The 21357-nt window shown below is 39.1% G+C and carries 27 protein-coding genes; 12 read left to right on the top strand and 15 right to left on the bottom strand.

The window, feature by feature from the left end; genetic code table 11:
• Positions 1 to 74: 74 nt before the first annotated feature.
• Positions 75 to 893 carry a hypothetical protein gene (locus tag AOB46_RS16065; protein ID WP_062701208.1) on the bottom strand — a complete coding sequence of 273 codons (819 nt, stop codon included), beginning with the start codon at positions 891 to 893 and terminating at the stop codon, positions 75 to 77.
• 285 nt (positions 894 to 1178) lie between these two features.
• On the opposite strand from AOB46_RS16065, the gene AOB46_RS16060 reads away from it, so the two are divergent.
• Genes AOB46_RS16060 through AOB46_RS16045 form a run of 4 tightly spaced genes read left to right on the top strand, consistent with a single transcriptional unit; the run spans position 1179 to position 4439 of the window.
• The gene (locus AOB46_RS16060; RefSeq protein ID WP_062701206.1) at positions 1179 to 1808 is read left to right on the top strand and encodes an NUDIX hydrolase; all 630 of its coding nucleotides are present in this window, start codon (positions 1179 to 1181) and stop codon (positions 1806 to 1808) included.
• Positions 1809 to 1835: 27 nt separating this feature from the next.
• Positions 1836 to 2642, top strand: a complete 807-nt coding sequence (locus tag AOB46_RS16055; protein ID WP_062701205.1) for a lysophospholipid acyltransferase family protein — start codon at positions 1836 to 1838, stop codon at positions 2640 to 2642.
• A 15-nt stretch (positions 2643 to 2657) separates the two neighbouring features.
• On the top strand, positions 2658 to 3095 hold the full coding sequence (locus tag AOB46_RS16050) for a hypothetical protein (protein ID WP_062701203.1): 438 nt from the start codon (positions 2658 to 2660) through the stop codon (positions 3093 to 3095).
• A gap of 6 nt (positions 3096 to 3101) precedes the next feature.
• A complete protein-coding gene (locus AOB46_RS16045; protein WP_062701202.1) occupies positions 3102 to 4439 on the top strand; it encodes a UDP-N-acetylmuramate--L-alanine ligase in 1338 nt (445 codons plus the stop codon).
• A gap of 164 nt (positions 4440 to 4603) precedes the next feature.
• On the opposite strand, the gene AOB46_RS16040 is transcribed toward AOB46_RS16045, so the two are convergent.
• The 4 genes from AOB46_RS16040 to AOB46_RS16025 all read right to left on the bottom strand — a co-directional run bounded on the left by AOB46_RS16040 (position 4604) and on the right by AOB46_RS16025 (position 7908).
• Positions 4604 to 5668 carry an NAD(P)H-dependent flavin oxidoreductase gene (locus tag AOB46_RS16040; protein WP_062701200.1) on the bottom strand — a complete coding sequence of 355 codons (1065 nt, stop codon included), beginning with the start codon at positions 5666 to 5668 and terminating at the stop codon, positions 4604 to 4606.
• A 117-nt stretch (positions 5669 to 5785) separates the two neighbouring features.
• Complete coding sequence (locus AOB46_RS16035; RefSeq protein WP_062701199.1) at positions 5786 to 6487, bottom strand: DNA alkylation repair protein; 702 nt, start codon at positions 6485 to 6487, stop codon at positions 5786 to 5788.
• A 7-nt stretch (positions 6488 to 6494) separates the two neighbouring features.
• Positions 6495 to 6974: a hypothetical protein gene (locus AOB46_RS16030; RefSeq protein WP_131724395.1), complete on the bottom strand. Its 480-nt coding sequence runs from the start codon at positions 6972 to 6974 to the stop codon at positions 6495 to 6497.
• A gap of 58 nt (positions 6975 to 7032) precedes the next feature.
• Positions 7033 to 7908, bottom strand: a complete 876-nt coding sequence (locus tag AOB46_RS16025; protein WP_062701197.1) for an aldo/keto reductase — start codon at positions 7906 to 7908, stop codon at positions 7033 to 7035.
• A 291-nt stretch (positions 7909 to 8199) separates the two neighbouring features.
• Here AOB46_RS16025 and AOB46_RS16020 point away from each other — a divergent pair, with 291 nt between their 5' ends.
• Entirely contained in the window at positions 8200 to 8634 is a 435-nt protein-coding gene (locus AOB46_RS16020; protein WP_062701196.1) for a GNAT family N-acetyltransferase, read from the top strand.
• 1 nt (position 8635) lies between these two features.
• The gene (locus AOB46_RS16015) at positions 8636 to 9100 is read left to right on the top strand and encodes a GNAT family N-acetyltransferase (protein WP_062701195.1); all 465 of its coding nucleotides are present in this window, start codon (positions 8636 to 8638) and stop codon (positions 9098 to 9100) included.
• 10 nt (positions 9101 to 9110) lie between these two features.
• Here the strand turns inward: AOB46_RS16015 and AOB46_RS16010 are convergent, their stop codons facing one another.
• The 3 genes from AOB46_RS16010 to AOB46_RS16000 are packed head-to-tail and all read right to left on the bottom strand — an operon-like array spanning position 9111 to position 11325.
• Complete coding sequence (locus AOB46_RS16010; protein ID WP_062701194.1) at positions 9111 to 9614, bottom strand: GNAT family N-acetyltransferase; 504 nt, start codon at positions 9612 to 9614, stop codon at positions 9111 to 9113.
• Between the two features lie 11 nt (positions 9615 to 9625).
• Entirely contained in the window at positions 9626 to 10537 is a 912-nt protein-coding gene (locus AOB46_RS16005) for a LysR family transcriptional regulator (RefSeq protein ID WP_062701193.1), read from the bottom strand.
• 41 nt (positions 10538 to 10578) lie between these two features.
• Entirely contained in the window at positions 10579 to 11325 is a 747-nt protein-coding gene (locus AOB46_RS16000; RefSeq protein ID WP_062701263.1) for a metallophosphoesterase family protein, read from the bottom strand.
• A gap of 324 nt (positions 11326 to 11649) precedes the next feature.
• Here AOB46_RS16000 and AOB46_RS15995 point away from each other — a divergent pair, with 324 nt between their 5' ends.
• The 4 genes from AOB46_RS15995 (at position 11650) to AOB46_RS15980 (ending at position 14409) form a co-directional block, all read left to right on the top strand.
• Positions 11650 to 12264: an NAD(P)H-dependent oxidoreductase gene (locus AOB46_RS15995; RefSeq protein WP_062701188.1), complete on the top strand. Its 615-nt coding sequence runs from the start codon at positions 11650 to 11652 to the stop codon at positions 12262 to 12264.
• Positions 12264 to 12551 carry a putative quinol monooxygenase gene (locus tag AOB46_RS15990; protein WP_062701186.1) on the top strand — a complete coding sequence of 96 codons (288 nt, stop codon included), beginning with the start codon at positions 12264 to 12266 and terminating at the stop codon, positions 12549 to 12551. Before AOB46_RS15995 ends, AOB46_RS15990 begins: the two co-directional genes overlap by 1 nt.
• A gap of 82 nt (positions 12552 to 12633) precedes the next feature.
• Positions 12634 to 13308, top strand: coding sequence for a type 1 glutamine amidotransferase domain-containing protein (locus AOB46_RS15985; protein WP_062701261.1), 675 nt, complete (start codon positions 12634 to 12636; stop codon positions 13306 to 13308).
• Positions 13309 to 13425: 117 nt separating this feature from the next.
• Positions 13426 to 14409: an aldo/keto reductase gene (locus AOB46_RS15980; protein ID WP_062701185.1), complete on the top strand. Its 984-nt coding sequence runs from the start codon at positions 13426 to 13428 to the stop codon at positions 14407 to 14409.
• A gap of 204 nt (positions 14410 to 14613) precedes the next feature.
• Here AOB46_RS15980 and AOB46_RS15975 read toward each other — a convergent pair whose 3' ends face one another.
• From AOB46_RS15975 to AOB46_RS15965, 3 genes are all read right to left on the bottom strand, one after another.
• Entirely contained in the window at positions 14614 to 15057 is a 444-nt protein-coding gene (locus tag AOB46_RS15975; protein ID WP_062701183.1) for a carboxymuconolactone decarboxylase family protein, read from the bottom strand.
• Positions 15058 to 15061: 4 nt separating this feature from the next.
• Complete coding sequence (locus AOB46_RS15970) at positions 15062 to 15490, bottom strand: DoxX family protein (protein WP_062701176.1); 429 nt, start codon at positions 15488 to 15490, stop codon at positions 15062 to 15064.
• Between the two features lie 63 nt (positions 15491 to 15553).
• Positions 15554 to 16126: a Crp/Fnr family transcriptional regulator gene (locus tag AOB46_RS15965; protein WP_062701172.1), complete on the bottom strand. Its 573-nt coding sequence runs from the start codon at positions 16124 to 16126 to the stop codon at positions 15554 to 15556.
• A 65-nt stretch (positions 16127 to 16191) separates the two neighbouring features.
• Here AOB46_RS15965 and AOB46_RS15960 point away from each other — a divergent pair, with 65 nt between their 5' ends.
• The gene (locus AOB46_RS15960; protein WP_062701259.1) at positions 16192 to 16557 is read left to right on the top strand and encodes a DUF1304 domain-containing protein; all 366 of its coding nucleotides are present in this window, start codon (positions 16192 to 16194) and stop codon (positions 16555 to 16557) included.
• A 134-nt stretch (positions 16558 to 16691) separates the two neighbouring features.
• Here the strand turns inward: AOB46_RS15960 and AOB46_RS15955 are convergent, their stop codons facing one another.
• Both AOB46_RS15955 and AOB46_RS15950 read right to left on the bottom strand, forming a co-directional pair.
• Positions 16692 to 17162 carry a cupin domain-containing protein gene (locus tag AOB46_RS15955; RefSeq protein WP_185113878.1) on the bottom strand — a complete coding sequence of 157 codons (471 nt, stop codon included), beginning with the start codon at positions 17160 to 17162 and terminating at the stop codon, positions 16692 to 16694.
• Between the two features lie 4 nt (positions 17163 to 17166).
• The gene (locus AOB46_RS15950; RefSeq protein ID WP_062701169.1) at positions 17167 to 18156 is read right to left on the bottom strand and encodes an NADP-dependent oxidoreductase; all 990 of its coding nucleotides are present in this window, start codon (positions 18154 to 18156) and stop codon (positions 17167 to 17169) included.
• A gap of 91 nt (positions 18157 to 18247) precedes the next feature.
• Between AOB46_RS15950 and AOB46_RS15945 the strand changes: the two genes are divergently transcribed.
• Entirely contained in the window at positions 18248 to 18625 is a 378-nt protein-coding gene (locus tag AOB46_RS15945) for a winged helix-turn-helix transcriptional regulator (RefSeq protein ID WP_062701167.1), read from the top strand.
• 85 nt (positions 18626 to 18710) lie between these two features.
• On the opposite strand, the gene AOB46_RS15940 is transcribed toward AOB46_RS15945, so the two are convergent.
• Together AOB46_RS15940 and AOB46_RS15935 are read right to left on the bottom strand one after the other, a co-directional pair.
• Positions 18711 to 19187 carry a thioredoxin family protein gene (locus tag AOB46_RS15940; RefSeq protein WP_062701165.1) on the bottom strand — a complete coding sequence of 159 codons (477 nt, stop codon included), beginning with the start codon at positions 19185 to 19187 and terminating at the stop codon, positions 18711 to 18713.
• The gene (locus AOB46_RS15935) at positions 19184 to 21247 is read right to left on the bottom strand and encodes a TonB-dependent receptor plug domain-containing protein (protein ID WP_062701164.1); all 2064 of its coding nucleotides are present in this window, start codon (positions 21245 to 21247) and stop codon (positions 19184 to 19186) included. Before AOB46_RS15935 ends, AOB46_RS15940 begins: the two co-directional genes overlap by 4 nt.
• Between the last annotated feature and the right edge of the window lie 110 nt (positions 21248 to 21357).

The following is a 21357-nucleotide window of genomic DNA, read 5'->3' as shown; positions in this document are numbered from 1 at the left end:
CATAAAATTCTTAAGGCTTAAAAAAGGAGAAACTGCATGCCTCTCCTTTTTATAAGATTACAGTACAACCGGATTTAATTAGATTGGTTTACCACCATGGTGTTTCCGTTACCAACCTGAGCTCCTACATGCATATGCCCTACTCCGCTCTGAGCTACCCAGGTAAAGTTACCGTTACCCATCTGAAGATCAATGGCTGTATTGGAGTCACCGGCCTGAAGCTGATACAGCTGATTACTGTTTCCAATCTGAGCACCGACAGATGTATTATCATCTCCTACCTGAGCAGAAAGTGCGATATTTCCGTTTCCTACCTGGCCATTAGTAGCGCTGTTGTCGTCACCGCTCTGATACTGTACTAAAATGTTGCTGTCTCCTAACTGAAGTCCGCTAGCCTCATTTCTTCTTCCATCCTGTACCTGATAAGCAACGTTGTCATCCCCTACCTGAATGGCTGAAGCAGAATTTCTTCTTCCATCCTGATATTGTACGACTTCATTTCCGGTACCCAGCTGCATAGATGAAGCCTCATTTCTTCTACCTATCTGAGCCTGTTCTGTAGAGTTAAGCATTCCGAACTGCCAGGTTGTTGCAGAGTTTCTGTTTCCAAGCTGGCTTACGTTGTTGTAATTGGCAACCCCGGTTTGGTCTACATCAATTGAATTTCTGTTTCCTACGCTTGAGGCAATGTTTACGTTGAAAGCACCTACCTGGTCAATATCCGCGGTATTACGGTTTCCATCCTGTGTTAAGGAGTTGATGTTCAAAAGACCTGTCTGGTCTACTGTAGCTGTGTTTAAGTTTCCGATCTGGGCAGTCACATCAATGTTTGCTTGTGCGAAGCCGAAACTCATGGCCATTAGTGTAAATACACCTGTAATGAAGTTTTTCATCTTAGTAAAAATTAATTGGTTAATAGTGAGACAAAGGTAGAAGCTAAACCGAAGCAAGAAACCACCATATCTGCGTAAATTTCAAAAATCACGGTTTATGGTATTGAAAGTAACGGTTTGCAGTTTTTACAGGGTCACTTATTGCCGTTAGGGGAAAATACGGTAAAGGGAGCTTCGCAGGCTTTTGTTTCCTGATTGCGAGGGATCCTGATTTTAAAATTTCCCCGGATGGTTAATTAATGTTAACAGCTTCCATTCTTCAGTTTATATTGTTAAATTTGGAGTATGGAAAGTTTCGGAAAAGACCTGTTAAGGAAAATAAAAAGTGTAGGCCTGCCCGGTGAAAATGCACATGGAATATTTTCACCACCCTACCGCCCTGTATTTACCTATGATGAAGTGCTGGCTAAAAATCCAAAGTTTGCAGCGGTTAATATTGTATTATATTTAAAAGATAATGAATGGTATTTTCCTTTGATTCAGAGAACGATTAATGAGCATGACCGTCACAGCGGACAAATTTCTCTTCCCGGAGGAAAACGCGAAGAAATGGACAGAGACTTTGCTGAAACAGCGGTACGTGAAACTTCAGAAGAAATCGGAATAGATAAACATTATGTAAGGATCATCAGGGAAATGTCTCCCATTTATATTCCGCCAAGCAACTTTTATGTATATCCTTATATTTCGTATACGAAAAAAAATCCGCTCTTTGTTCTTCAGCAGAGTGAAGCTGTGGAAACTATAGAATTTCCTATCACCTCTTTCCTCAATCTGCCAGACAGCCCCGAACTGATGGCTCTTCCAAGCGCAGGAGGCCATGAGGTACCGGTGATTAATTTCAACGGATATATTATCTGGGGCGCTACGGCAATGATATTGAGTGAGTTTAGCCAGTTGCTGAAAAAAATGTAACTTTGCATTACCGTGTTTAATTGAGAGATGGCGAAGAAAAATATTTTCACCGATGCATTCGGAACACCTTATTTTTTAAAAAGGTTCATTATTTTTATTTTAGGAGTTGTATCCTACAGAAGGTTCAACGGCTTTAATAAATTAAAAATAACCGGTACTGAACACCTTGTGGATCTTCCGGATTCCAATGTGCTTTTCGTATCTAACCATCAGACGTATTTTGCAGATGTAGCCGCAATGTACCACGCATTCTGTGCTGTAAATAACGGATATTTAAACACGATTAAAAATCCGATCTATCTGCTTAATCCCAAGATTGATTTTTACTATGTAGCTGCTGAAGAAACCATGAATAAAGGAATTCTTCCGAAGATTTTTAAGATCGCAGGAGCAGTAACGGTAAAAAGAACCTGGAGAGCGGAAGGTAAAAATATCAACAGAATGGTTGATATGAGCGAGGTTGATAATATTATGAAAGCTTTGGACAATGGCTGGGTAGCTACTTTCCCTCAGGGTACTACATCGGCATTTGCACAGGGACGAAGAGGTACCGCCAAGCTGGTAAAAAATCAGCGCCCGATTGTAATCCCGATCAAAATTAACGGATTCAGAAGGGCATTTGACAAAAAAGGGCTCCGGGTAAAGGTTACAGGTGTAAAACCTACAATGGAGTTCAAAGCACCTCTTGATATTGATTACGATAATGAAAAAGCGCCTGAAATATTACTGAAGATCATGACTGCCATTGAGCAGACTGAAGACTTCAACGTACTGCACAATTATGATGAAGAACTTAAAGCTAAAAAATTAGAACAAAAGGACTCAGATAATTAAAGTAAGTAAAAAATTATGAACAGAATATTAGGAATCTTATTCGCGGTCATAGTATTAGTTTCGTGCAACAGCCAGAAGGTATATTCAGATTTTGATATCAGCTATTCCAGAAGCGGAGGTTATGCTCCTATCTATGAAAATCTGCTTATAAAAGGCAATACAGTACACTATTCTTTTGAAGGCCAGGGAAAAAAGTACAAACAGGATTTCAAAATTTCTAACGAAGATCTAAAAAAACTGGATTATACGCTTTCCCAGAATAATTTCAGAAGAATACAGGAGGACCGTAAAAAGCTGTATGACAATATAGCAACGTCCATCAATATAAAGAAAGGGCCTAATGAAGGAAGTAAAACTGATGCCAGCATGATTATGCCTAACTTCACGACCAACTGGAATAACATTACCAATGCGTTTCAGGAAATTATTAATAACAACGTAAAAAAACAGTAAATAAAGTTGAAAACCCACTTCATTGCTATAGGCGGAAGCGCCATGCATAACCTTGCTATTGCGTTAAAAGACAAAGGATACCAGGTAACAGGATCAGATGATGCTATTTTTGAACCTTCAAGATCCCGACTGGAAAAGAAAGGAATTCTTCCCCAGGAAATGGGCTGGTTCCCGGAAAAAATTACTCCGGATATTGACGCTGTTATTCTCGGAATGCATGCCCATCAGGATAATCCGGAACTGGCCAAAGCAAAAGAACTGGGATTAAAAATTTACTCATACCCCGAATTTCTTTATGAACAGTCCAAAAATAAAACACGGGTAGTTATTGCCGGATCACATGGTAAAACAACCATCACATCCATGATTCTTCATGTTCTGAATTTCCATCAGAAAGATGTTGATTTTATGGTAGGGGCACAGCTTGAAGGTTTTGACTGTATGGTAAAATTAACGCAGGACAATGATTTTATGGTGCTGGAAGGTGATGAATACCTTTCCTCTCCTATTGACCTTCGTTCAAAATTCCTCCTTTATCAGCCGAATATTGCTTTGATGAGCGGTATCGCATGGGACCACATCAATGTTTTCAAAACATTCGATGATTATATAGAGCAGTTCAGAAAATTTACGGCAAGTATTACACCTGGCGGCGTTCTGGTCTATAATGAAGAAGATCCTGAAGTGGTGAAAGTAGTGGAGGCAGCTGAAAACTATTTCAGAAAAATTCCTTACAAAACCCCTGAATATGAGATCACTGGTGGAAAAGTGTATTTAAAAACGGAAATAGGAGATGTTCCTCTGTCTGTTTTCGGTGCTCATAATCTTCTGAACATGGAAGGAGCAAGACATATCTGCCAGCAGCTGGGAATTATGGACGAAGATTTCTATGAAGCGATCATGAGCTTCAAAGGAGCCTCTAAACGTCTTGAAAAAGTAGAAAGAGAAGATAAAGGAACTTTATACAAAGATTTTGCTCATGCTCCAAGCAAGGTAAAAGCAACAGTAAAAGCGTTTAAGGAACAGTTTAAGAACGAAACCAAATACGGTTTTCTTGAGCTTCACACCTATTCAAGCTTAAATCCTGTTTTCCTTGAGCAGTACGATCATGCCATGGACGGACTTGATGAAGCCATTGTTTTCTATTCTGAAGACGCTTTAAAGATCAAAAGAATGGAACCTATTTCTCCGGAATTCATTAAAGAAAAATTTAAAAATGACCGTTTAAGAGTATTTACCAATGCTGAAGATCTCCATGTGTACTGGAATACTCTGGATAAGACCAAAGGCGTTTACCTGATGATGAGTTCAGGGAACTTCGGAGGGCTGGATCTTACGAAATAATATAACATTAATTATATACAACTCCTTTCAGTTTGACTGAAAAGAGTTGTTTTTTTTAAGGATTCCGGATATTTTTAGCACTGGCGGCGGGCTGAAGCCCGCCGCCAGTAAATTGAATTTTTATTGTTAAACAGCAATAGTGTAAAAGTTCATTTCTATTGAATTTAGTTTATCTTTTCAGCATCCCTGATCAGATTAATCAAAATCTCTTCTGTAGAAACTTCGCTGTACTGATGAATAGATTGTCCGGTCCAGATACCAACAAAATCGGTATTATCCATTGTTTTTGAAACCCGTCTTAATTCATTGGTCAGTTTATTCTGATAGGGGTATGGAAGAATATATTCTGAATGTTCAAGAGTTTCAATGAACTTATTTCTTATTCCTCTGGCATAGCGTCCTGAAAAGCTCCGGGTCAGCATAATATCTTTTTCATTTACATTTTTAAGCCTTTCTTTTTCAAATGGCTGCAGGGCACTTTCCTGAGAAGCCAGCAGCATGCTTCCTACCTGAAATCCCTGTGCTCCTAATTCTCTGGCTGCCCTTATCGTTTTCCCGTTATAGATACCGCCGGCATAAATAAGAGGAACTCTCACATGATCATACACTTCAGAAAACAGAGACATTCCTCCAATCTCCGGTATATTATCTGCATTAAAGCTAGCCCGGTGGCCTCCAGCTTCTATCCCCTGAACAGAGATCATATCAATTCCTGATTTTTCGAGAATTAAAGCTTCTTCAACTGAAGTACAGGTTCCGATGAGGGTCACCCCGTTTTCTTTAAGCTTCTGAATACTTTTATCGTCCAGGTTTCCAAAAGTAAAGCTCAGTATTTTACAGCTTTCATCAATAACAGCCTGTACCAGCTCCTGATAGCCATTTACCTGAAGAGCATTAAAATCAGGAAGCTGTACCTCAAGATGATTTTCCTGCGCCAGTTGTTCAATAAACTGTTTTGTTCTGCTGTACTTCTCTTTTAAGGCTTCTGTGGCTTCGGGAATGTTGTGAACAAACAGGTTAACAGCAAAAGGCTCACCTGTAAGTTTTTTTGTTTCCCGGATCAGCCCAATAGCTTTTTCTGCAGAGAGATCAGCAACCGCCAGAGACCCCAGGCTTCCGGATCTTGCAGCAGCAGCTGTCATTTGAGGTGTACTTACCCCAAACATCGGAGACTGGATAACGGGATATTTTACATTTAATTTTTTACTGATGGTGTCAGGCCAGAACATAGAATTAATTTTATTTAAAATTTACAAAAAACCCATGGTATATACTTTATGATAAGATTCATAAGATCATTTCAAGGTTTGGCACGAATGAAAAATCAGAGCTCAGTGAAGGAAATATTATCCTTTTCTAAGGGCTTTATACTGTTTCTTTATTTCGGGATCGAGCTTCTCTATGGCATAAGAAAATGTTGTAGCGGGCATTGTTTTCACATATCGGTCAAGAAAAGAATGGTGTCTCTCAGGAGCTTTTTTGCCGGCTTCCCTTATCCAGCTTCCCACTGCTTTATTCACCAGTTCATCAGGATCATGCACAAGGATTTCTGCAATGGCAAATGTATCTTCCACATCATTCCTCCTGATAAAGGCATGAGTACTTACTATAGCGGTTCTCCTCTCCCAAGGGTCTGCAGATTCTGCGAGTGTATAAAGAATAGCTCTGGGTTTATCAATAAGATATTCCCCGATAATATTCCGGGCTCCCCTGTCTACAAAATCCCAGTTATTCAGGCGGTCATGACGTTTCAGATAAAGGTCAAAAAGTTCCTTTTTCATCTCTCCGGAAATTTTCTTATTTGCAGCCTGGAAATCCATGATGCTCACGGCTCCCATTCTCACTTCATAAAATTCGCTGTCGAGCAGTTTATTAATTTCCTCTAAAGGCATCGTAGAAAATTCTTTTGCCGTATTGAATACATTTCCGAACCTTACCCCAAAATGCCGGGTTACTCCATCATTTCCTTTAAAAAACTTTTTAACCTTATCAATTTCTTTCTCATCTTTGAATGACGATAGCCTTTCTATGAATTCTTTTGCTGTCATATCGGTTTTATTTAAGCCAGTTTCTGTACTTTTCTTCCACCCATTTTTTCAGATATTGATTGAAATTAAACAATAACTGCTCGCTTTCAGAAACAAAAAACTCCTGTGGAAGCCCTTCTGTAATACTGATATAAACAGGCTTCGTCCAATTCATTAAGAACGTTTGCGACCCGGTATCCGTCATGCTGAAAGTTACATACTCGTAGATCTGTTTTAAACTTTGATAGTCGGAATCCATTAATTTTTCAAGATAATTAAAAATGGCTTCCGGGACTTTTCCTTCTTCAGTATAAGTATCTGAAGTGTTTTTCGTTATTTTTCCATGCCGAAATGCCTTCATGTGAAATATACAATTGAAATCATGATCAACCAGCAGTCCAGCTCCAAGCAGTCTTTCTCCAAAACTGTCGGAAGTATCAAAAGAGAAGATATAATCAGGGTTCAGAATAATTATACCTTTATCTTCATCAAATTTTCTTGAATTCATCCACATGGCTAAAAAATACTTTCCGCAGATTTTCAGGTCCGCGGAAAATTTAGAATTGTTAAATATCAGCTACAGATTTCAGCATTTTCTGTTCCCATTCCGGATCTTTCGGATCAAAGAACAGTCTTTTGCCTGTGTCCAGAGAACGAACGGTATTCATTTCGTCTTCTGTCAGTTCAAAATCAAAAACATTGAAATTTTCTTCAATTCTGGAAGGGGTTACCGATTTAGGAATTACAACAAATCCTTCCTGAAGATGCCATCTCAGAATCACCTGTGCTGTTGTTTTATGGTATTTTTCAGCAATTGCTTTTAACTCTGCATTATGTAAAAGGTCTGCATTTCCGTTTCCAAGAGGACTCCATGGCTGGGTAATGATATTATTCTCCCTGTCATATACCTGAAGCTCCTTCTGCTGGAATACCGGATGAAGTTCAATTTGGTTGATTACAGGAACTACGGTTAAATTTTCTTTTAGCTCTTCCAGTTTTTCTACTGTAAAATTACATACCCCTATCGCTTTGATCTTTCCTTCCTGATACAACTCTTCCAATGCTTTCCATGTTCCCAGGAAATCTCCGTAAGGCCAGTGGATCAAATACATATCCAGATAATCCATCTGCAGTCTGTCCAGTGTTCTCTGGAATGCGCTTTTAGCTTTTTCATATCCATGATCCTGAACCCATACTTTTGAGGTGATGAAAAGCTCATCCCTGTCAACGCTGCTGTTTTTTACCGCTTTTCCTACTGCCGTTTCATTTTGATAAATCGCTGCCGTATCGATCATGCGATAGCCTGTCTCAATTGCTTTGATCACCGCTTTTTCACATTCTTCCAGATTGTCCATCTGCCACACTCCAAATCCAAGTGCCGGAATATCCACACCATTATTTAAGGTCACTACAGGCTGACCTGTATAGGTTTTCTTTTGCATAATTTTTACTTTAAATTTTTAATATCAAGATAAGGTATAACAAATTTGCGATAAAAATTTCAAACTCCGGCTTACCAATTTTACTGTTGTTTATTAAAATAAACCGAGAAAGTGTAAGAGATGTAAAAAATTTTATTTGGCATCTGTGGCAACAATTCCTTTTAATCAATAAATAAAAATCTGCTCAACCTCCCTGATCCTCGAGCGATGGAAAATAGATTTGTCTATCCGATCATCATTCTAGCCGGGAACTAGCATCTAAATTCCTATTTTTGTAAAAAAATAAAGACAATGTCACATACGATCAGGCTTGCCAATGCTGACGACTATTCAAGAATTATGGAGATCTGGGAATCGGCGGTAAAAGCCACTCATGATTTTCTTGCTGAGGAAGATTTCAATTATTTCAAAGAAGTTATTCCAAGGGATTATCTTCCGAATCTGGAAGTATACCTCATCACTGAAAATGAAAAAGCAGAAGGTTTTGCCTCTGTTGCAGAAGGTAACCTGGAAATGCTTTTCATCCATAATGATACCCGTGGAAAAGGATATGGCAGAAAATTATATGAATTTATGAAGATAAAAACGGGTCTTACCAAAGTAGACGTTAATGAACAGAATCCTCAGGCTATTGGTTTTTACGAAAAAATGGGATTCAGACAGACCGGAAGATCAGAGAAAGACGGTTCCGGAAAAGATTATCCAATTATTCACATGAGCCTGTAAAATGGAGAATTTTACCTTCAGAAAAATAAAACAGGATTCAGAAATTCCGTATCATCTGCTTCTTCTTGCCGATGAAACCGTTGAAGCGATCAATCAATATATCTTCAAATCCGATATTTATCTTTTGAATAACGGAAATCTTGATATTGCGGTGATAGCAATTTACAGGAACAGCAATACAGAGCTAGAGATCAAAAATATGGCTGTTAGGGAAAATTTCAGAAACAGGGGTATTGGCAGCATTCTGATTGATAAAGCTAAAGAAACAGCTTTGGAAAACGGGTATGAAATCTTAGTGGTGGGAACTTCAGACACCGGGTTTCAGCAGATCAGATTCTATGAAAAGAACGGATTTGTTAAAAAAGGAATCCGTAAAGATTTTTTTATAGAAAATTACCCTTCACCGATTTACGAAAATGGTCTGCAGATGCGGGATATGGTGGTCCTTGAATTTCCGCTCCGCTGACGTTCTGTTCCTAACTGTTTTCAATAGTATAGATAATCCCTTTATTCCCTTCAAAATCAAATTCACGCTCAAGGTTCATTCCTATTTTTTGAAGTACCTTTACAGAAGCGGTATTTACAGCCATTGCCCGTCCTATGATTTTCTGAAGATTTAATTTTTCAAATCCATAATTCAGACAGGCGGCTGCGCTTTCAGAAGCATATCCTTTATTCCAGTATTCTTCAAAAAAACGGAATCCAATGTCTGTTTCACGGGTTTCCTTATGATATTTTAAACCGCACCAGCCAAGAAATGTATGGTTTTCTTTATCTATAACCGCCCACCTTCCATAGCCGCTCACTTCATAATCTTTATAGTTCTCTAAAAAACGCTGTGCTTCTTCTACACTGGAAAATGATGAATCCCCTGTATATCTTATAACATTCGGATTCTGGTTGAGTTGAAAGAAATTTTCTGCGTCCTCAGGCGTTAATTCTCTCAATAAAAGACGTTCAGTTTCGGTTATTCTTTTCATAATCTATGGGTTTATGCCATTACCTTCTTACCCATCATCTGGCGGAACAGACCCTTGATATGATCTATTTCAGACTGATAATTTGTTTTTTTGCGGCATCCGAAATACAGGGTATTTTCCAGTTTTTTTTCTCCTTCCCAGATCAGCTTTATCTCACCGTTGTCAATTTCATTTTTGCATAGGAAATCAGGCACAACTGCCAGTCCGGTTCCTCCTTTCAGACATCGTATAATTGAATTTAAATTCGGAACGATATAATTCGGACGGAAATTCGGCTTATGCCCGAAATTCATGATCCAGAACTGAAATAAATGTTCCATATCTCCGGTTGTTCCATACCATTTTTCCTGTTTCAGCCATTCTTCAATATGTTCGGGGCCTTTTGTGGTTGCTATTTCAAAAAAGCTTTCCGTATCTACATCTTTTCCTCCTACCAGAATGATCTGTTCTGAAGAAAAAGCTTCATGTTCAATATTGGGGGAAACTCCTTTTTTGGGGGTAATGATGAGATCCAGAATTCCTTTATCAAGCTGTTCCAGCATTTCAGGATATTCCCCAAAGCTGATAATCAGGTTGAAAGGTAGTGTAGAAACATATTGTTCCAATGTCGTCTGGAATGTTTCAAAGCACATGCCCACACTAATGGTAGGCGTTAATTTTTCTGTAGATTTCTGGAAGTTTTTTTCTACATCTTCCAGCTTGGCAAGGGGTTCTGAAACAGCATTGAATAAAACTTTGCCTCTTTCTGTAGGAATCATTTTCCTGCCTGTTCTGTCAAATAATTTATACCCTACATACGCTTCCAGGGAGCTTAAATGAAGACTTACGCCCGGCTGTGAAATAAAAAGGGATTCAGCAGCCCCTGTTAGGGTTCCCGTTTTATAAATAGCTTTAAAAGTGCGGTACCATTCTAAATTGACCATAACTTTAATTATAAATATTATAATACAAAGTTACGGAATAATTATATTACTGATATATTTTGATTTCTCAGGAATGCTGCATAATAATCCGGAATCTCACTTTCTTCGATCTGGTGGGCTGTTTCTTCAAGCGGGTAAGCCAGTTTTACCATTTCTGGGATAATTTTATTTTCATCCAATGTTAAAACCAGATAGGAAGCTAATCTGTTTTCTTCTTTGGAACGTCCTACAGAACCACAATTGACTGCCCATTTTCCGTTATCCAGATGTTTTTTGAATGATAAATGAGTGTGCCCCATAATGATAATATCAGATTGAGAATCTTCCAGCATACCCGAAAAAACCTCATCATTTTCAGCTTCATACAGATAGGTATCATTGCTTTTCAAACTCGAATGGACCAGCTGAATATTCCAATGCTTCTTGCCTGTTTTATAATTCAGTTTCAAATGAAAAGGCAGCTGCGAGAGAAATCTTTTATTTTCTTCCGTGATAGTCTTTTTAGAATGATCAATAGCAATATATCTTGCTTCCGTTTCTTCCTGTGAATGCTTAGATAAAGGGACTACAGGAATATCAAAAGCGATTCTTTCATCATGGTTCCCCATTAAACAGGGAATATTCAGGTCTTTAATTTTCTCTATTACTTCATTTCCCCAAGGGGCAAAATCTACCAGATCTCCAAGACAGAATTTTTTCTGTATTCCTCTCTCTTCAATATCCTTCAAAACAGTATTCAATGCCGGAAGATTCCCATGCACATCACTAAAAACCGCAATCTGTATCATATTCATTCAATTGATCTGACAAATTTACATGAGCTGCCTGATCAAATAGTTTGAAAGAGTATGATTTTTATACATATTATTCAGTATAGTAAGGGATCAGATTGCAGGCTGCTTACTGTACAATCAAACTTATCCTTCACCATTCACTTGCAAAGCAAAACTAACCATTTACTATTGACAACCATCCCGTGTCTCTCATCTATCCGTCTCTCATCTCCACTTTCTTATCTATAATTTTTCTAATACTTATCTATAATTCATATTATTTTTATTATACAAAACCCCAACCTAACTTTGCATCAGAAAATTTAACAATCATAAAAAATGAAAAAAGTATTAATCATCAACGGAGGACAGAATTTCGGACATTCCGGAGGAAAATATAATCATACCATTGCAGAAAACACTATGGAAGTATTAAGAGAATTTGAAAATACAGAAATAAAGATCACCAATTTGGCAGAAGGTTATGATAAGGATGAAGAAGTGAAAAAATTTGTATGGGCAGACTATATCATTTACCACACTCCTATCTGGTGGTTCCAGCTTCCGAACGGATTGAAAAAATATATTGACGATGTCTTCACGGCAGGTCACGCCAAAGGAATTTATATGAATGACGGAAGAAATGCAGAAAACCCGGAAATCAACTACGGAACCGGCGGAATGCTGGGTGGAAGAAAATACATGGTCACCACAAGCTGGAATGCCCCGGCTACAGCATTTACACTTCCGGGAGAATTTTTTAATGAAACCAGCGTGGATGACGGTCCGTTATTTGGCTTCCACAGAATGAATGCTTTCGTTTCTCTGGAGAAAATGGAAAGTTTCCACTTCCATGATGTAGAAAAAAATGCCAATATAGAACGCGACATGAAACTTTACAGAGAACATCTTAAACATATTTTTGAACAGGAATTAAAACCACAGCTAGTCTAATGAAAATTTACCTTACAGCAATAATCAAGTCCAAAGAAGAGCATCAGGCAGAAGTGCTGGAAGTTCTTCAGACTATGGTAACAGAAACCAGAAAAGAAGAAGCCAACGAATTATACAGCCTTCATCAGGGTATTGAAGACAGGAACCAGTTTGTATTTTATGAGATCTGGAAAAATGAAGAAGGACTTGCCCAACACAACCAGCAGCCTTATATCCAGGCTTTCGGAGCCATTGTGGATGAAAAACTACAGGAAAAACCTCAGATCTACATCACCCATATTCTTTAATTCAATGAAAAAACTGGCCCTTTTATTTTTAAGCCTTCTTACAATAGGAATTGTTCAGGCTCAGCATCAAAAATTTAAACCTATGAAAAAGAAAATTTTATTCGTGGTTACCAGCCACGACAAAAAAGGAAATACCGGAGAGAATACAGGATATTACCTGGGTGAAGTATCCCATCCATGGGAAGTTCTTCATAAAGCCGGCTATGAAATAGATTTTGTAAGTCCGAAAGGCGGAACTCCTCCTGTAGACGGATTTGATTTAAAGGATCCTGTTAACAAAGAGTTCTGGGAAAACAAAGAATACAAAAACAAGATTGATCATTCTTTAACTCCGGCACAGGTTAATCCTAAAGATTATTCAACCATCTTTTATGCAGGAGGACACGGTGCCATGTGGGATTTTGCAGATAATACAGAACTGGCGGCCATCGCTTCAAAGATCTATGAAAACGGAGGCATTGTAGCGGGTGTATGCCACGGCCCTGCCGGCCTTGTTAATATTAAACTCAGCAACGGCCAGTATCTGGTAAACGGTAAAAAGATCAATGCTTTTACCAATGAAGAAGAGGCTGAAGTAAAATTAACGGATGTTGTTCCTTTTCTTCTGGAAAATAAATTAAAAGAAAGAGGAGCCCGGTTTGAAAAATCAGGACTCTGGCAGAATCATACGGTTACAGACCGGAGAGTAATCACAGGGCAGAACCCGCAGTCTGCAAAAAGTGTGGGGGAAGCTATTTTAAAAGAGCTCAGCAAATAACAAACAATACCTCAATATCAACCATAAAAATAGTAATGTTTAAGCCGGAAGAACGAAGGAAAAGAGAAATCAGCTTTCAGATTTTGTGGTTGTTTTTCAACAAATTTTAAAACAAAAATGGAATACAGAACATTAGGAAATACAGAACTTGAATTATCAGTAATCACCCACGGAGCCTTTGCCATCGGAGGAAATATGTGGGGAGGAAATGAAAAGCAGGATTCTATCAACTCAATCCACGCCTCGCTGGACCACGGAGTAACCTCTATTGATACCGCTCCTTTCTATGGTTTCGGGCTTAGTGAGGAAATGATCGGAGAAGCCATTAAAGGCAAAGACCGCTCAAAGATCCAACTGTTAACAAAGTTCGGATTGGTGTGGGATGGAAGCAATAACGGAAAAGGAGAATTCTTCTTTGATGCTGAAGAAAACGGAACAACAATTCCCGTTTACAAATATGCTTCTAAAGCCAATGTCATTAAAGAGGTGGAAGAAAGCTTAAAGAGACTGGGAACAGATTATATCGACCTACTTCAGCTCCACTGGCCAGATAGCACCACTCCGATCAGTGAAACAATGGAGGCTATGGAATTGTTAATTCAGCAGGGAAAAATACGCGCAGCAGGAGTGAGTAACTATTCTGTTGCACAGATGCAGGAAGCTAACAGAACTCTTCATCTGGCAAGCAACCAGGTAGCCTACAGTATGCTGAACCGTACCATTGAAAGCGATCTTGTGCCCTATTCTTTAGAAAACAATTCGGGAATTATCGTTTACAGTCCAATGGAAAGAGGTCTTCTTACCGGGAAATACTTCAGGGAAAATAAATTAAAAGAAAATGACCATAGAAACGGTTACTTCTCACAATTTGACCTGAATAAAGTAAAAGCTTTCCTTGACAAAATTGAGCCTATTGCCCAGGAAAAAGAAGCTACCCTTTCTCAGCTTGTACTACGTTGGACTTCATTACAACCAGCCATCACTGTTGTTCTGGCCGGAGCAAGAAATGCGCAGCAGGCTATAGAAAACGCCAGAGCAATGGCTATTGAACTTTCTCAGGAAGAGTTGAGTTTTATCAATTCTGCACTGAATGAGATATAAGGAGAAAGGAAGATGGAAGCAGGAAGATGGAGGTACGATTGGACTATAAACAATATATAGCCATTCTAACTTTAGTTGTTAAAAATTCAATTTCTATAAAAAATACTGCAATTTCTATACACACTGCAAGAACTTCCCGCTCCCCTCTTCCCTTCTATACCAAAATAGCCTTTCAAAATTAAAAGGCTATTTTTGGTATAAATACTATTTCGGGATCTGCATATGCGTACTCACGGCAATTCTGTTCCACCCGTTGATCGTTACAATCGCCATAATAATCTGGGCAATCTGGGCATCATCAAAATACTGTTTAGCTTTCTGAAATGTTTCTTCAGTCAGACCTTTATGGCTGATAAGTGTAATCTCCTCAGTCATAGCCAGCAATACCTGCTCTTCTTCAGTAAAAAAATCTTTTGCTTCTCTCCATCCTTCAAGAATAAAAATCCTTTGAGGGTTTTCTCCGTATTTAATGGCATCTTTGGCATGCATATCAAGGCAGAAAGCACATCCGTTGATCTGTGAAGCCCTGATTTTGATTAATTCTTTCTGGATATGGTTCAGCGAAATGTTCTGAAGATATCCTTCTAATCCTAACATCGCTTTGTACGCTGCTGCGTCTACCGCTGCAATATTAATTCTTGTACTCATAATTTTATTTTTGGGTTAAATGATCTATACTAAAGAAATATCCGGGCTGTACAGCCAGTAAAAAAGCACCGGCAGAGCCTACCCAGACCGAAAAGTCAAGCGGAGCTTTAGGTCCGAGCGCCATGATCATTGACAACGCAAAAACCAACAGCAGAAAACCTGATCCGTAAGCAGCAATACGGGTTTTCCATCCCAGGATCAGCATCACCGGAAAAAGCATTTCCAATGTAGTGGCGGCATACGCAGAAGCAGTACTTAATGACTCAGGAAGAAAAAAGGTAAGTTTTTGGGTATATTTTTCGAAGTTGCTCCAGTTTCCCCACGCTGAATTTTTGCCCCAGAATCCGAACCTGTCAGCCACCGCAGAAAGCATGGTCACTGAAAGGGCAAGTCTTAAAAACAATTGCGGAATCTGATTTTTCTGATCTGTCATTGTATTGGTTTTTAATCACATGACAAATTTCCGCTTTATAATCCGTAAAAATCTTAAACTGGTTTAAGAACGCAATTTTGCCCTGATTTCGCTCAGATATTCCGGTGTAAGATTTAAAAAAGAAGCAATCAGATACTGAGGAATCCTTTGAATAAACCATGGATAAAGTGTACTGAAATGAAGATAAAGTTCTTCCCTGGACATTTCATAAAGATAACGGATCCTTCTCTCCGAAGCGGCATAAGCTCTCTGGTAGATCATTCTGAAATAGCGTTCCATCACCGGATGTTTCTGAAGCAGAAGTTCCTGTTGCCTGAGATCAATGACCAGAATTGTAGAACGTTCCACGGCCTGAATGGAGAAATCCGACAGAATCTGTCTTTCATAAGCAAAAGTATCGGTAATCCACCAGTTTTCTATTGCAAATTCCGTGGTCTGCTCTGCTCCTTTCTCATTGATGAAGAATTTTCGTAAACACCCTTCCGCCACAAAATACATAAATCTGCAAATTTCTCCGTTAAGCATCAAGGTTTGCTTTTTCTTTACTTCGAGCACCTGAAAAAAAGAAAATACAGAATCATATTCCTGATCTGTAATCGTAATAAATTTGTTTAAGTGTGCTTTAAAAGTGTCCATCTTTGCAATTGAGTAACCAAACTTAACTTTATTTTTTTAGTTTTACAATGACAAAATATAAAATCATGGAACTCGTTGCTAAAATTCTTATTGCTGTAGTTACCTTAGAACATATTTATATCCTGTGGATGGAAATGTTCGCCTGGGAAACCAAAGGAAAAGAGGTTTTTAAAGCTGCCCTGCCTCCGGAAATGTTCAGACCCACCAAAGGATTAGCCGCCAATCAGGGGCTTTATAACGGCTTTCTTGCCGCAGGGCTGATCTGGTCTTTTTTCATAGAAGACCCGAAATGGCAGACCAATATCTCCTTATTCTTTTTGGGATGTGTAGCTGTAGCAGGAATCTATGGCGCTGTTTCTGCCACGAAGAAAATATTCTTTGTACAGGCCCTCCCTGCCATCCTAGCCATTATTGCCGTGCTCCTGAAGTAATTCCGTATTTTGATTTGATATTCGCCTGAAGATTATACAGGTGCGGCAGATTTTTACAATTTTGATTTTAAGAATCTGCATAAATCCAGCTCCCAAATCTTTTTCTGGGAGATCTGTGCAATCTTTGGGAAATATTAATCTTCCGCATCAATCAGAACGGCTAACTGAATACACGGCTGGCCGGACCGGTTGCTCCATGCATGGCTGGTGCCCCTCTGGATCACAATATCTCCGGGTTTAAGCAAAGTTTCACCTTCCTCCATGATAAGATAAAGTTCTCCGGAAAGAATGATGATATAATCTAAAGTTTGGGTCTGATGCATCAGGGGATGAGGTTCGCCCGGTTTCCATTCTGTACCTAAATCTTTATCCGGCGGAATAACCACATACCTGAAATAAGTCCCGTTTCTCGGGGTTTGTGGAAATCCTGTATTGGGAATTGGCTGCTCAGATTCCAGCGAAGCGGGCATTGATTGGGTATTCCAGAGATCTGAAATAATGAGCCCCGGTAAATGTTCTACCGTATTTTCTGATCTCCGGTCTTCTATGATGACCGATTTTCCGTTTTTAATGCCTGTTACGATGCGTCTTGGTATTGTATTCATTTCTTTAATGCTGCATGATAAGTTTATGTCCCCGGGTCTGATTATTCTTTAAGATGGAATGTGCTGCCACCACTGTTTCCAGGGAAAGCGGACCTACAATTTTAGTATTCGGAGGAGTAACACTTCCGTTTTCTATCATCCTTGCGATTTCATTCAGTCCGTTTTGATAGTATGAATAAGTTTTGGTCATGCTGTAGGTGTAATTGGAAATATTCATAATCAGGGCTCCTTTATTGAATAGGATTTCATGAGCATCTTTGGTCACAAGAGCCGTAACATCCGTATAAATTCCGTTAAGCTTTAAAAGGTCCGCGGTAATTTCAGACATATGACTTCCTACGAGATCAACTCCTATATCAAAAGGCTGATGATTATTCGCCTTCAAAAGGTTTTCTTTAAGATTTGCCCCTTCATAGTTAATGATCTGATGATCTTTTAATCCTATTTTCAAAAGCATCTGCCTGTTTTCCACATTTCCGACGGTAGCCACGATCTTCTGATAATGATGAGCTACTAAAAGCTTAATTAAAAATGATCCTACCCCTCCTGCGGCTCCGGTAACAAGAATACTGTCGTCATAACCCGGGTTTAAACGTTTAAAGATCTGTAGCGAAGTCAGGCCTACTGAAGGAATTGAGGCAGCCTGCTCAAAGCTGAGGTTTTGGGGCTTGAAGGAAACAATGGCTTCAGGTACGGCAATATATTCGGCATAGGAACCATTACTCCCCATTGAGCCACTGCCACAGTAAACTTCGTCTCCGATATTGAACTGGACAGCATCAGTACCTTTTGCTACAATAATCCCTGACAATTCGCGGCCTAAGATCGGTGAACTGATGAGCTTTCTTTCCAGTTCGTTTTCCAGCATCTGGTAATCTATCGGATTGAAGCCGCTGGCTTTGATCCGGATCAGGACTTCATGGCTTTTCGGAACAGGTTTTTCTGCATAACCGTCTTCAAGCTGAAAATTGTTGTTTAATATAACTGCTTTCATTGGGTTGGGTTGATGCACAAATGTACCAGCTGAATAGTTTATATTTGCTATCAGTTAACAGCAGGTAACTAGTTACCTCAATGAAACTATTATGGCAAAAATCACAGAAAACGGAACGGAAAGAGAGGCTACCTGTACGGAAGAATTATTTGCAATGCGCGACAGCCTCGATGTTTTAGGCGGAAAATGGAAACTCATGATTCTGCGTTATTTAACAAACAGAACAGATCAGCAGATTCACTTTAAAAAGCTGGAACGCGGGATTGAAGGTATTTCTGCCAAAATGCTGAGCAAAGAGTTAAGGGAGCTGGAAACCAACCTTCTGATCACCAGAACAGTGCAGGATACCAAGCCGGTAACCGTTACTTATGCAGTAACTGAATATGGCAAATCTGTTTTTCCGGTAACGGAAACTTTAGTGAACTGGGGAATTATCCACCGGGAGAAGATTAAGCAATCGATGGGATAGCTTTTAAAATGGATATTCTTACAAACAAATGCAAAGTAAAAAATCTGCCGGCTCTGTATAATCCGCAAAAATATCAAATCAATATTTACAGCTTCACATTTTCTGATACCAAAATTTCCAATAGCTTCTGCTTCATGATCTCGGGATTCATGGCTCCTTCATGATAGTACACCATTTTCTGATTTTTATCCAGAAAAATCCACAACGGATACACCGGCTGCTGCTTATTTTTCGATAAAGCCAGGGCCAGCTCATGAATTCCGGAACTTCCGTTGGAGAGATAGCTGAATTCCTTTCCCTGAAATTTTATCTTTTCTTTCGTTTTTTCAGCTTCAAAATTAATCATGTAAAATTTATCATTGATTAGCTTTACCGTTTCCGGATCCTTATTCAAACGATATTTCTCAATCTTACAGACACTACACCAGTCCGTGTACAGGTGAATGATAATAGGCTTTGGCTCTTTTCCTATTCCCGCCTCCAGATCAGAAAAAGTGCCTGTCTTCATCTGAGACAGATAAAAACAGGGCACAAACATTAAAAATAAAAATAAGTTTTTCATTTCAGATTATATTTTATTCCGAGGAATCCCCTGATCCGCTGCATCGGAGCATAGCCATAGGCTGTGTCAAAGGTATAGTGATTGGGATTGTTCATCGGATCATCTACATATTTATCAAAAGGATCAAACGGACGCATCAATGGATCTTTTGGAGTAAAGTTGAACAGGTTTTTAACCCCACCATACACTTCAAATCCTGATTTAAAACTTTTGGAAATCTGGATATTGGCCAGAGAATACAATGGTGAATACTCCGGGCGGTAATCATCAGGAAGTACAGGCAGCCTCATCGGTCCGTAGAACTGTCCGGTAAAATCTACTGTAAGATCATTCCTGAACTTATAGCTCAGGTTGTAAGTTCCGCTCCATTTCGGGGCATGCAGCTGTTGGGATTTCTGTCCATTATCAAATTTCTGATAAACATCCAGATACGTTATCCCAAGATTTACACTCAGCGGAAATCTGAAACTGAAATCAACATTCATCGAAGCCCCTCTTGAAATTCCGTACCCATGAAGATTGTCGTAAATAATTTTATCAGGATCCGTATCAAAATCCCCTACGATCTTATTACTGAAATAGGTATAAAAAGCAGAAGCGTCTAACTGAACAAGACGGTTTCCAACAGGAATTTTCCAGATATAGTTCAGATTCCCGTTAACGGATCTTTCCGGTTTAAGATCAGATTGAATCACAACCTCCCGGGATCCCGTGAGCGCCGCATGATCTTCCGTAAACAGATTCACTACCCTGAAACCGGTTCCGAAATTGAAACGTAAAGTATGATAGGGATTCGGAGAAAATTTCCAGGCAAATCTCGGAGAGTGAACGGAGTGATGAATTTTATCATAATCAAATCTGTATCCCAGCAGCAATGTATGCTCGTTGATTTCCCACTGATCCTGAACGAAAGCGCCCCAGATCGGGGATTTCATTGGTTCATTTGTCATTCCATCCGCTGATAAGGTTCCCGGTGTATTATCGTCATAAAATGTTCTTTTAAAAGTAAATCCGGCCGTCAGATCATGAGTTGTAAGCTTTTTACTCCAATAAGTCTGGGCAAATGCTACTTTCTGAAGCGCATCAAACGGATTTGCTCCGTAAAAAGAGTTCTGGTCATGATAATTATAGGAAAACTGGGTAACCACATATTCTTTCAACGGCCATTGGTACAGCCCGAAAACCTCTGCGCGGTTGGTATAAATACTTTCCCCATATACTTTATCACTTCCCCGGTAAACCCTGTTCCACTGCATTTCTCCTCCAAAACGGTCTTCATAGAGGTACCTCATGGCAAAACTCGCCTGCCGGTTTTCTTTTCTCCTGAAATTCCATTTATTAAAAACTGAAATCCGGCTCTGTAATGCCGTATCGGTAAAATTATCCCTGTTCTGATCTATCTTTTCCTTAAAGCTGAAGTAATTTAAACTCAATAGTGATGAAGCATTTTTCCCGGCACTGAATTTAGCTGCCAGATCAAGATTATTTTCATTCCATGTTGTTGTCATCAGGTCAACGCTTAATTTCGGAGCAGTAAGAGCATTCTTCGTAATGATATTGATTACTCCTCCCATTGCTTCCGAACCGTAAATAGAGGATGCAGGTCCTTTTACCACTTCAATCCTGTCAACAAGACTGTTCGGGATTCCACTCAATCCATATACCGTGGAAAGGGAGCTTACAATAGGCATTCCGTCAATCAGGATCATGGTATACGGTCCTTCCAGACCATTGATATGAATGTCTCCGGTGTTGCATACGGAACAGTTCAGCTGAGGTTTTACCCCATTTACCATTGCAATCGATTCAAAGATGCTTGGGGTAGGGTTTTTCTGAAAAAATTTCTGGCTGTAGATTTCTACTGCCACCGGACTTTTCGATCTGCTTACCGGTTTTATGGTTCCGGTGATTACTACATCTTCAATATTACTGGTTCTGACTTTTAGCTGAGAAACCTTCACTGAATCTGCCTTCATCTTTTGAGAAACACCCAGACTATCTGTTTCCTGGGCAAAGCAGCAGGAAGATAAAAGAGTAAAAGAAAATAATATTCGCTTCATGAAATTAAAATTGTTAGACAAATCTAACAATTATTTTTGAAATACAAAACACCATGATAAATGTTGTTGAAATCAATTCACGAAAAATTAGTAAATTTGAGAAACGACAT

The organism is Chryseobacterium indologenes (genome assembly GCF_001295265.1).
Classification (GTDB): Bacteria; Bacteroidota; Bacteroidia; order Flavobacteriales; family Weeksellaceae; genus Chryseobacterium; species Chryseobacterium indologenes_A.
The sequence above is the reverse complement of the archived record's forward strand: the minus strand, read 5'-3'. Positions and strand labels throughout refer to the sequence as shown.

Bases quoted from the DNA above. Each gene is read 5' to 3' on its own strand.
- AOB46_RS16065 (WP_062701208.1), bottom strand. From the start codon at position 893: ATGAAAAACTTCATTACAGGTGTATTTACACTAATGGCCATGAGTTTC.
- AOB46_RS16060 (WP_062701206.1), top strand. From the start codon at position 1,179: ATGGAAAGTTTCGGAAAAGACCTGTTAAGGAAAATAAAAAGTGTAGGC.
- AOB46_RS16055 (WP_062701205.1), top strand. From the start codon at position 1,836: ATGGCGAAGAAAAATATTTTCACCGATGCATTCGGAACACCTTATTTT.
- AOB46_RS16050 (WP_062701203.1), top strand. From the start codon at position 2,658: ATGAACAGAATATTAGGAATCTTATTCGCGGTCATAGTATTAGTTTCG.
- AOB46_RS16040 (WP_062701200.1), bottom strand. From the start codon at position 5,668: ATGTTCTGGCCTGACACCATCAGTAAAAAATTAAATGTAAAATATCCC.
- AOB46_RS16035 (WP_062701199.1), bottom strand. From the start codon at position 6,487: ATGACAGCAAAAGAATTCATAGAAAGGCTATCGTCATTCAAAGATGAG.
- AOB46_RS16030 (WP_131724395.1), bottom strand. From the start codon at position 6,974: ATGAATTCAAGAAAATTTGATGAAGATAAAGGTATAATTATTCTGAAC.
- AOB46_RS16025 (WP_062701197.1), bottom strand. From the start codon at position 7,908: ATGCAAAAGAAAACCTATACAGGTCAGCCTGTAGTGACCTTAAATAAT.
- AOB46_RS16020 (WP_062701196.1), top strand. From the start codon at position 8,200: ATGTCACATACGATCAGGCTTGCCAATGCTGACGACTATTCAAGAATT.
- AOB46_RS16015 (WP_062701195.1), top strand. From the start codon at position 8,636: ATGGAGAATTTTACCTTCAGAAAAATAAAACAGGATTCAGAAATTCCG.
- AOB46_RS16010 (WP_062701194.1), bottom strand. From the start codon at position 9,614: ATGAAAAGAATAACCGAAACTGAACGTCTTTTATTGAGAGAATTAACG.
- AOB46_RS16005 (WP_062701193.1), bottom strand. From the start codon at position 10,537: ATGGTCAATTTAGAATGGTACCGCACTTTTAAAGCTATTTATAAAACG.
- AOB46_RS16000 (WP_062701263.1), bottom strand. From the start codon at position 11,325: ATGATACAGATTGCGGTTTTTAGTGATGTGCATGGGAATCTTCCGGCA.
- AOB46_RS15995 (WP_062701188.1), top strand. From the start codon at position 11,650: ATGAAAAAAGTATTAATCATCAACGGAGGACAGAATTTCGGACATTCC.
- AOB46_RS15990 (WP_062701186.1), top strand. From the start codon at position 12,264: ATGAAAATTTACCTTACAGCAATAATCAAGTCCAAAGAAGAGCATCAG.
- AOB46_RS15985 (WP_062701261.1), top strand. From the start codon at position 12,634: ATGAAAAAGAAAATTTTATTCGTGGTTACCAGCCACGACAAAAAAGGA.
- AOB46_RS15980 (WP_062701185.1), top strand. From the start codon at position 13,426: ATGGAATACAGAACATTAGGAAATACAGAACTTGAATTATCAGTAATC.
- AOB46_RS15975 (WP_062701183.1), bottom strand. From the start codon at position 15,057: ATGAGTACAAGAATTAATATTGCAGCGGTAGACGCAGCAGCGTACAAA.
- AOB46_RS15970 (WP_062701176.1), bottom strand. From the start codon at position 15,490: ATGACAGATCAGAAAAATCAGATTCCGCAATTGTTTTTAAGACTTGCC.
- AOB46_RS15965 (WP_062701172.1), bottom strand. From the start codon at position 16,126: ATGGACACTTTTAAAGCACACTTAAACAAATTTATTACGATTACAGAT.
- AOB46_RS15960 (WP_062701259.1), top strand. From the start codon at position 16,192: ATGGAACTCGTTGCTAAAATTCTTATTGCTGTAGTTACCTTAGAACAT.
- AOB46_RS15955 (WP_185113878.1), bottom strand. From the start codon at position 17,162: ATGAATACAATACCAAGACGCATCGTAACAGGCATTAAAAACGGAAAA.
- AOB46_RS15950 (WP_062701169.1), bottom strand. From the start codon at position 18,156: ATGAAAGCAGTTATATTAAACAACAATTTTCAGCTTGAAGACGGTTAT.
- AOB46_RS15945 (WP_062701167.1), top strand. From the start codon at position 18,248: ATGGCAAAAATCACAGAAAACGGAACGGAAAGAGAGGCTACCTGTACG.
- AOB46_RS15940 (WP_062701165.1), bottom strand. From the start codon at position 19,187: ATGAAAAACTTATTTTTATTTTTAATGTTTGTGCCCTGTTTTTATCTG.
- AOB46_RS15935 (WP_062701164.1), bottom strand. From the start codon at position 21,247: ATGAAGCGAATATTATTTTCTTTTACTCTTTTATCTTCCTGCTGCTTT.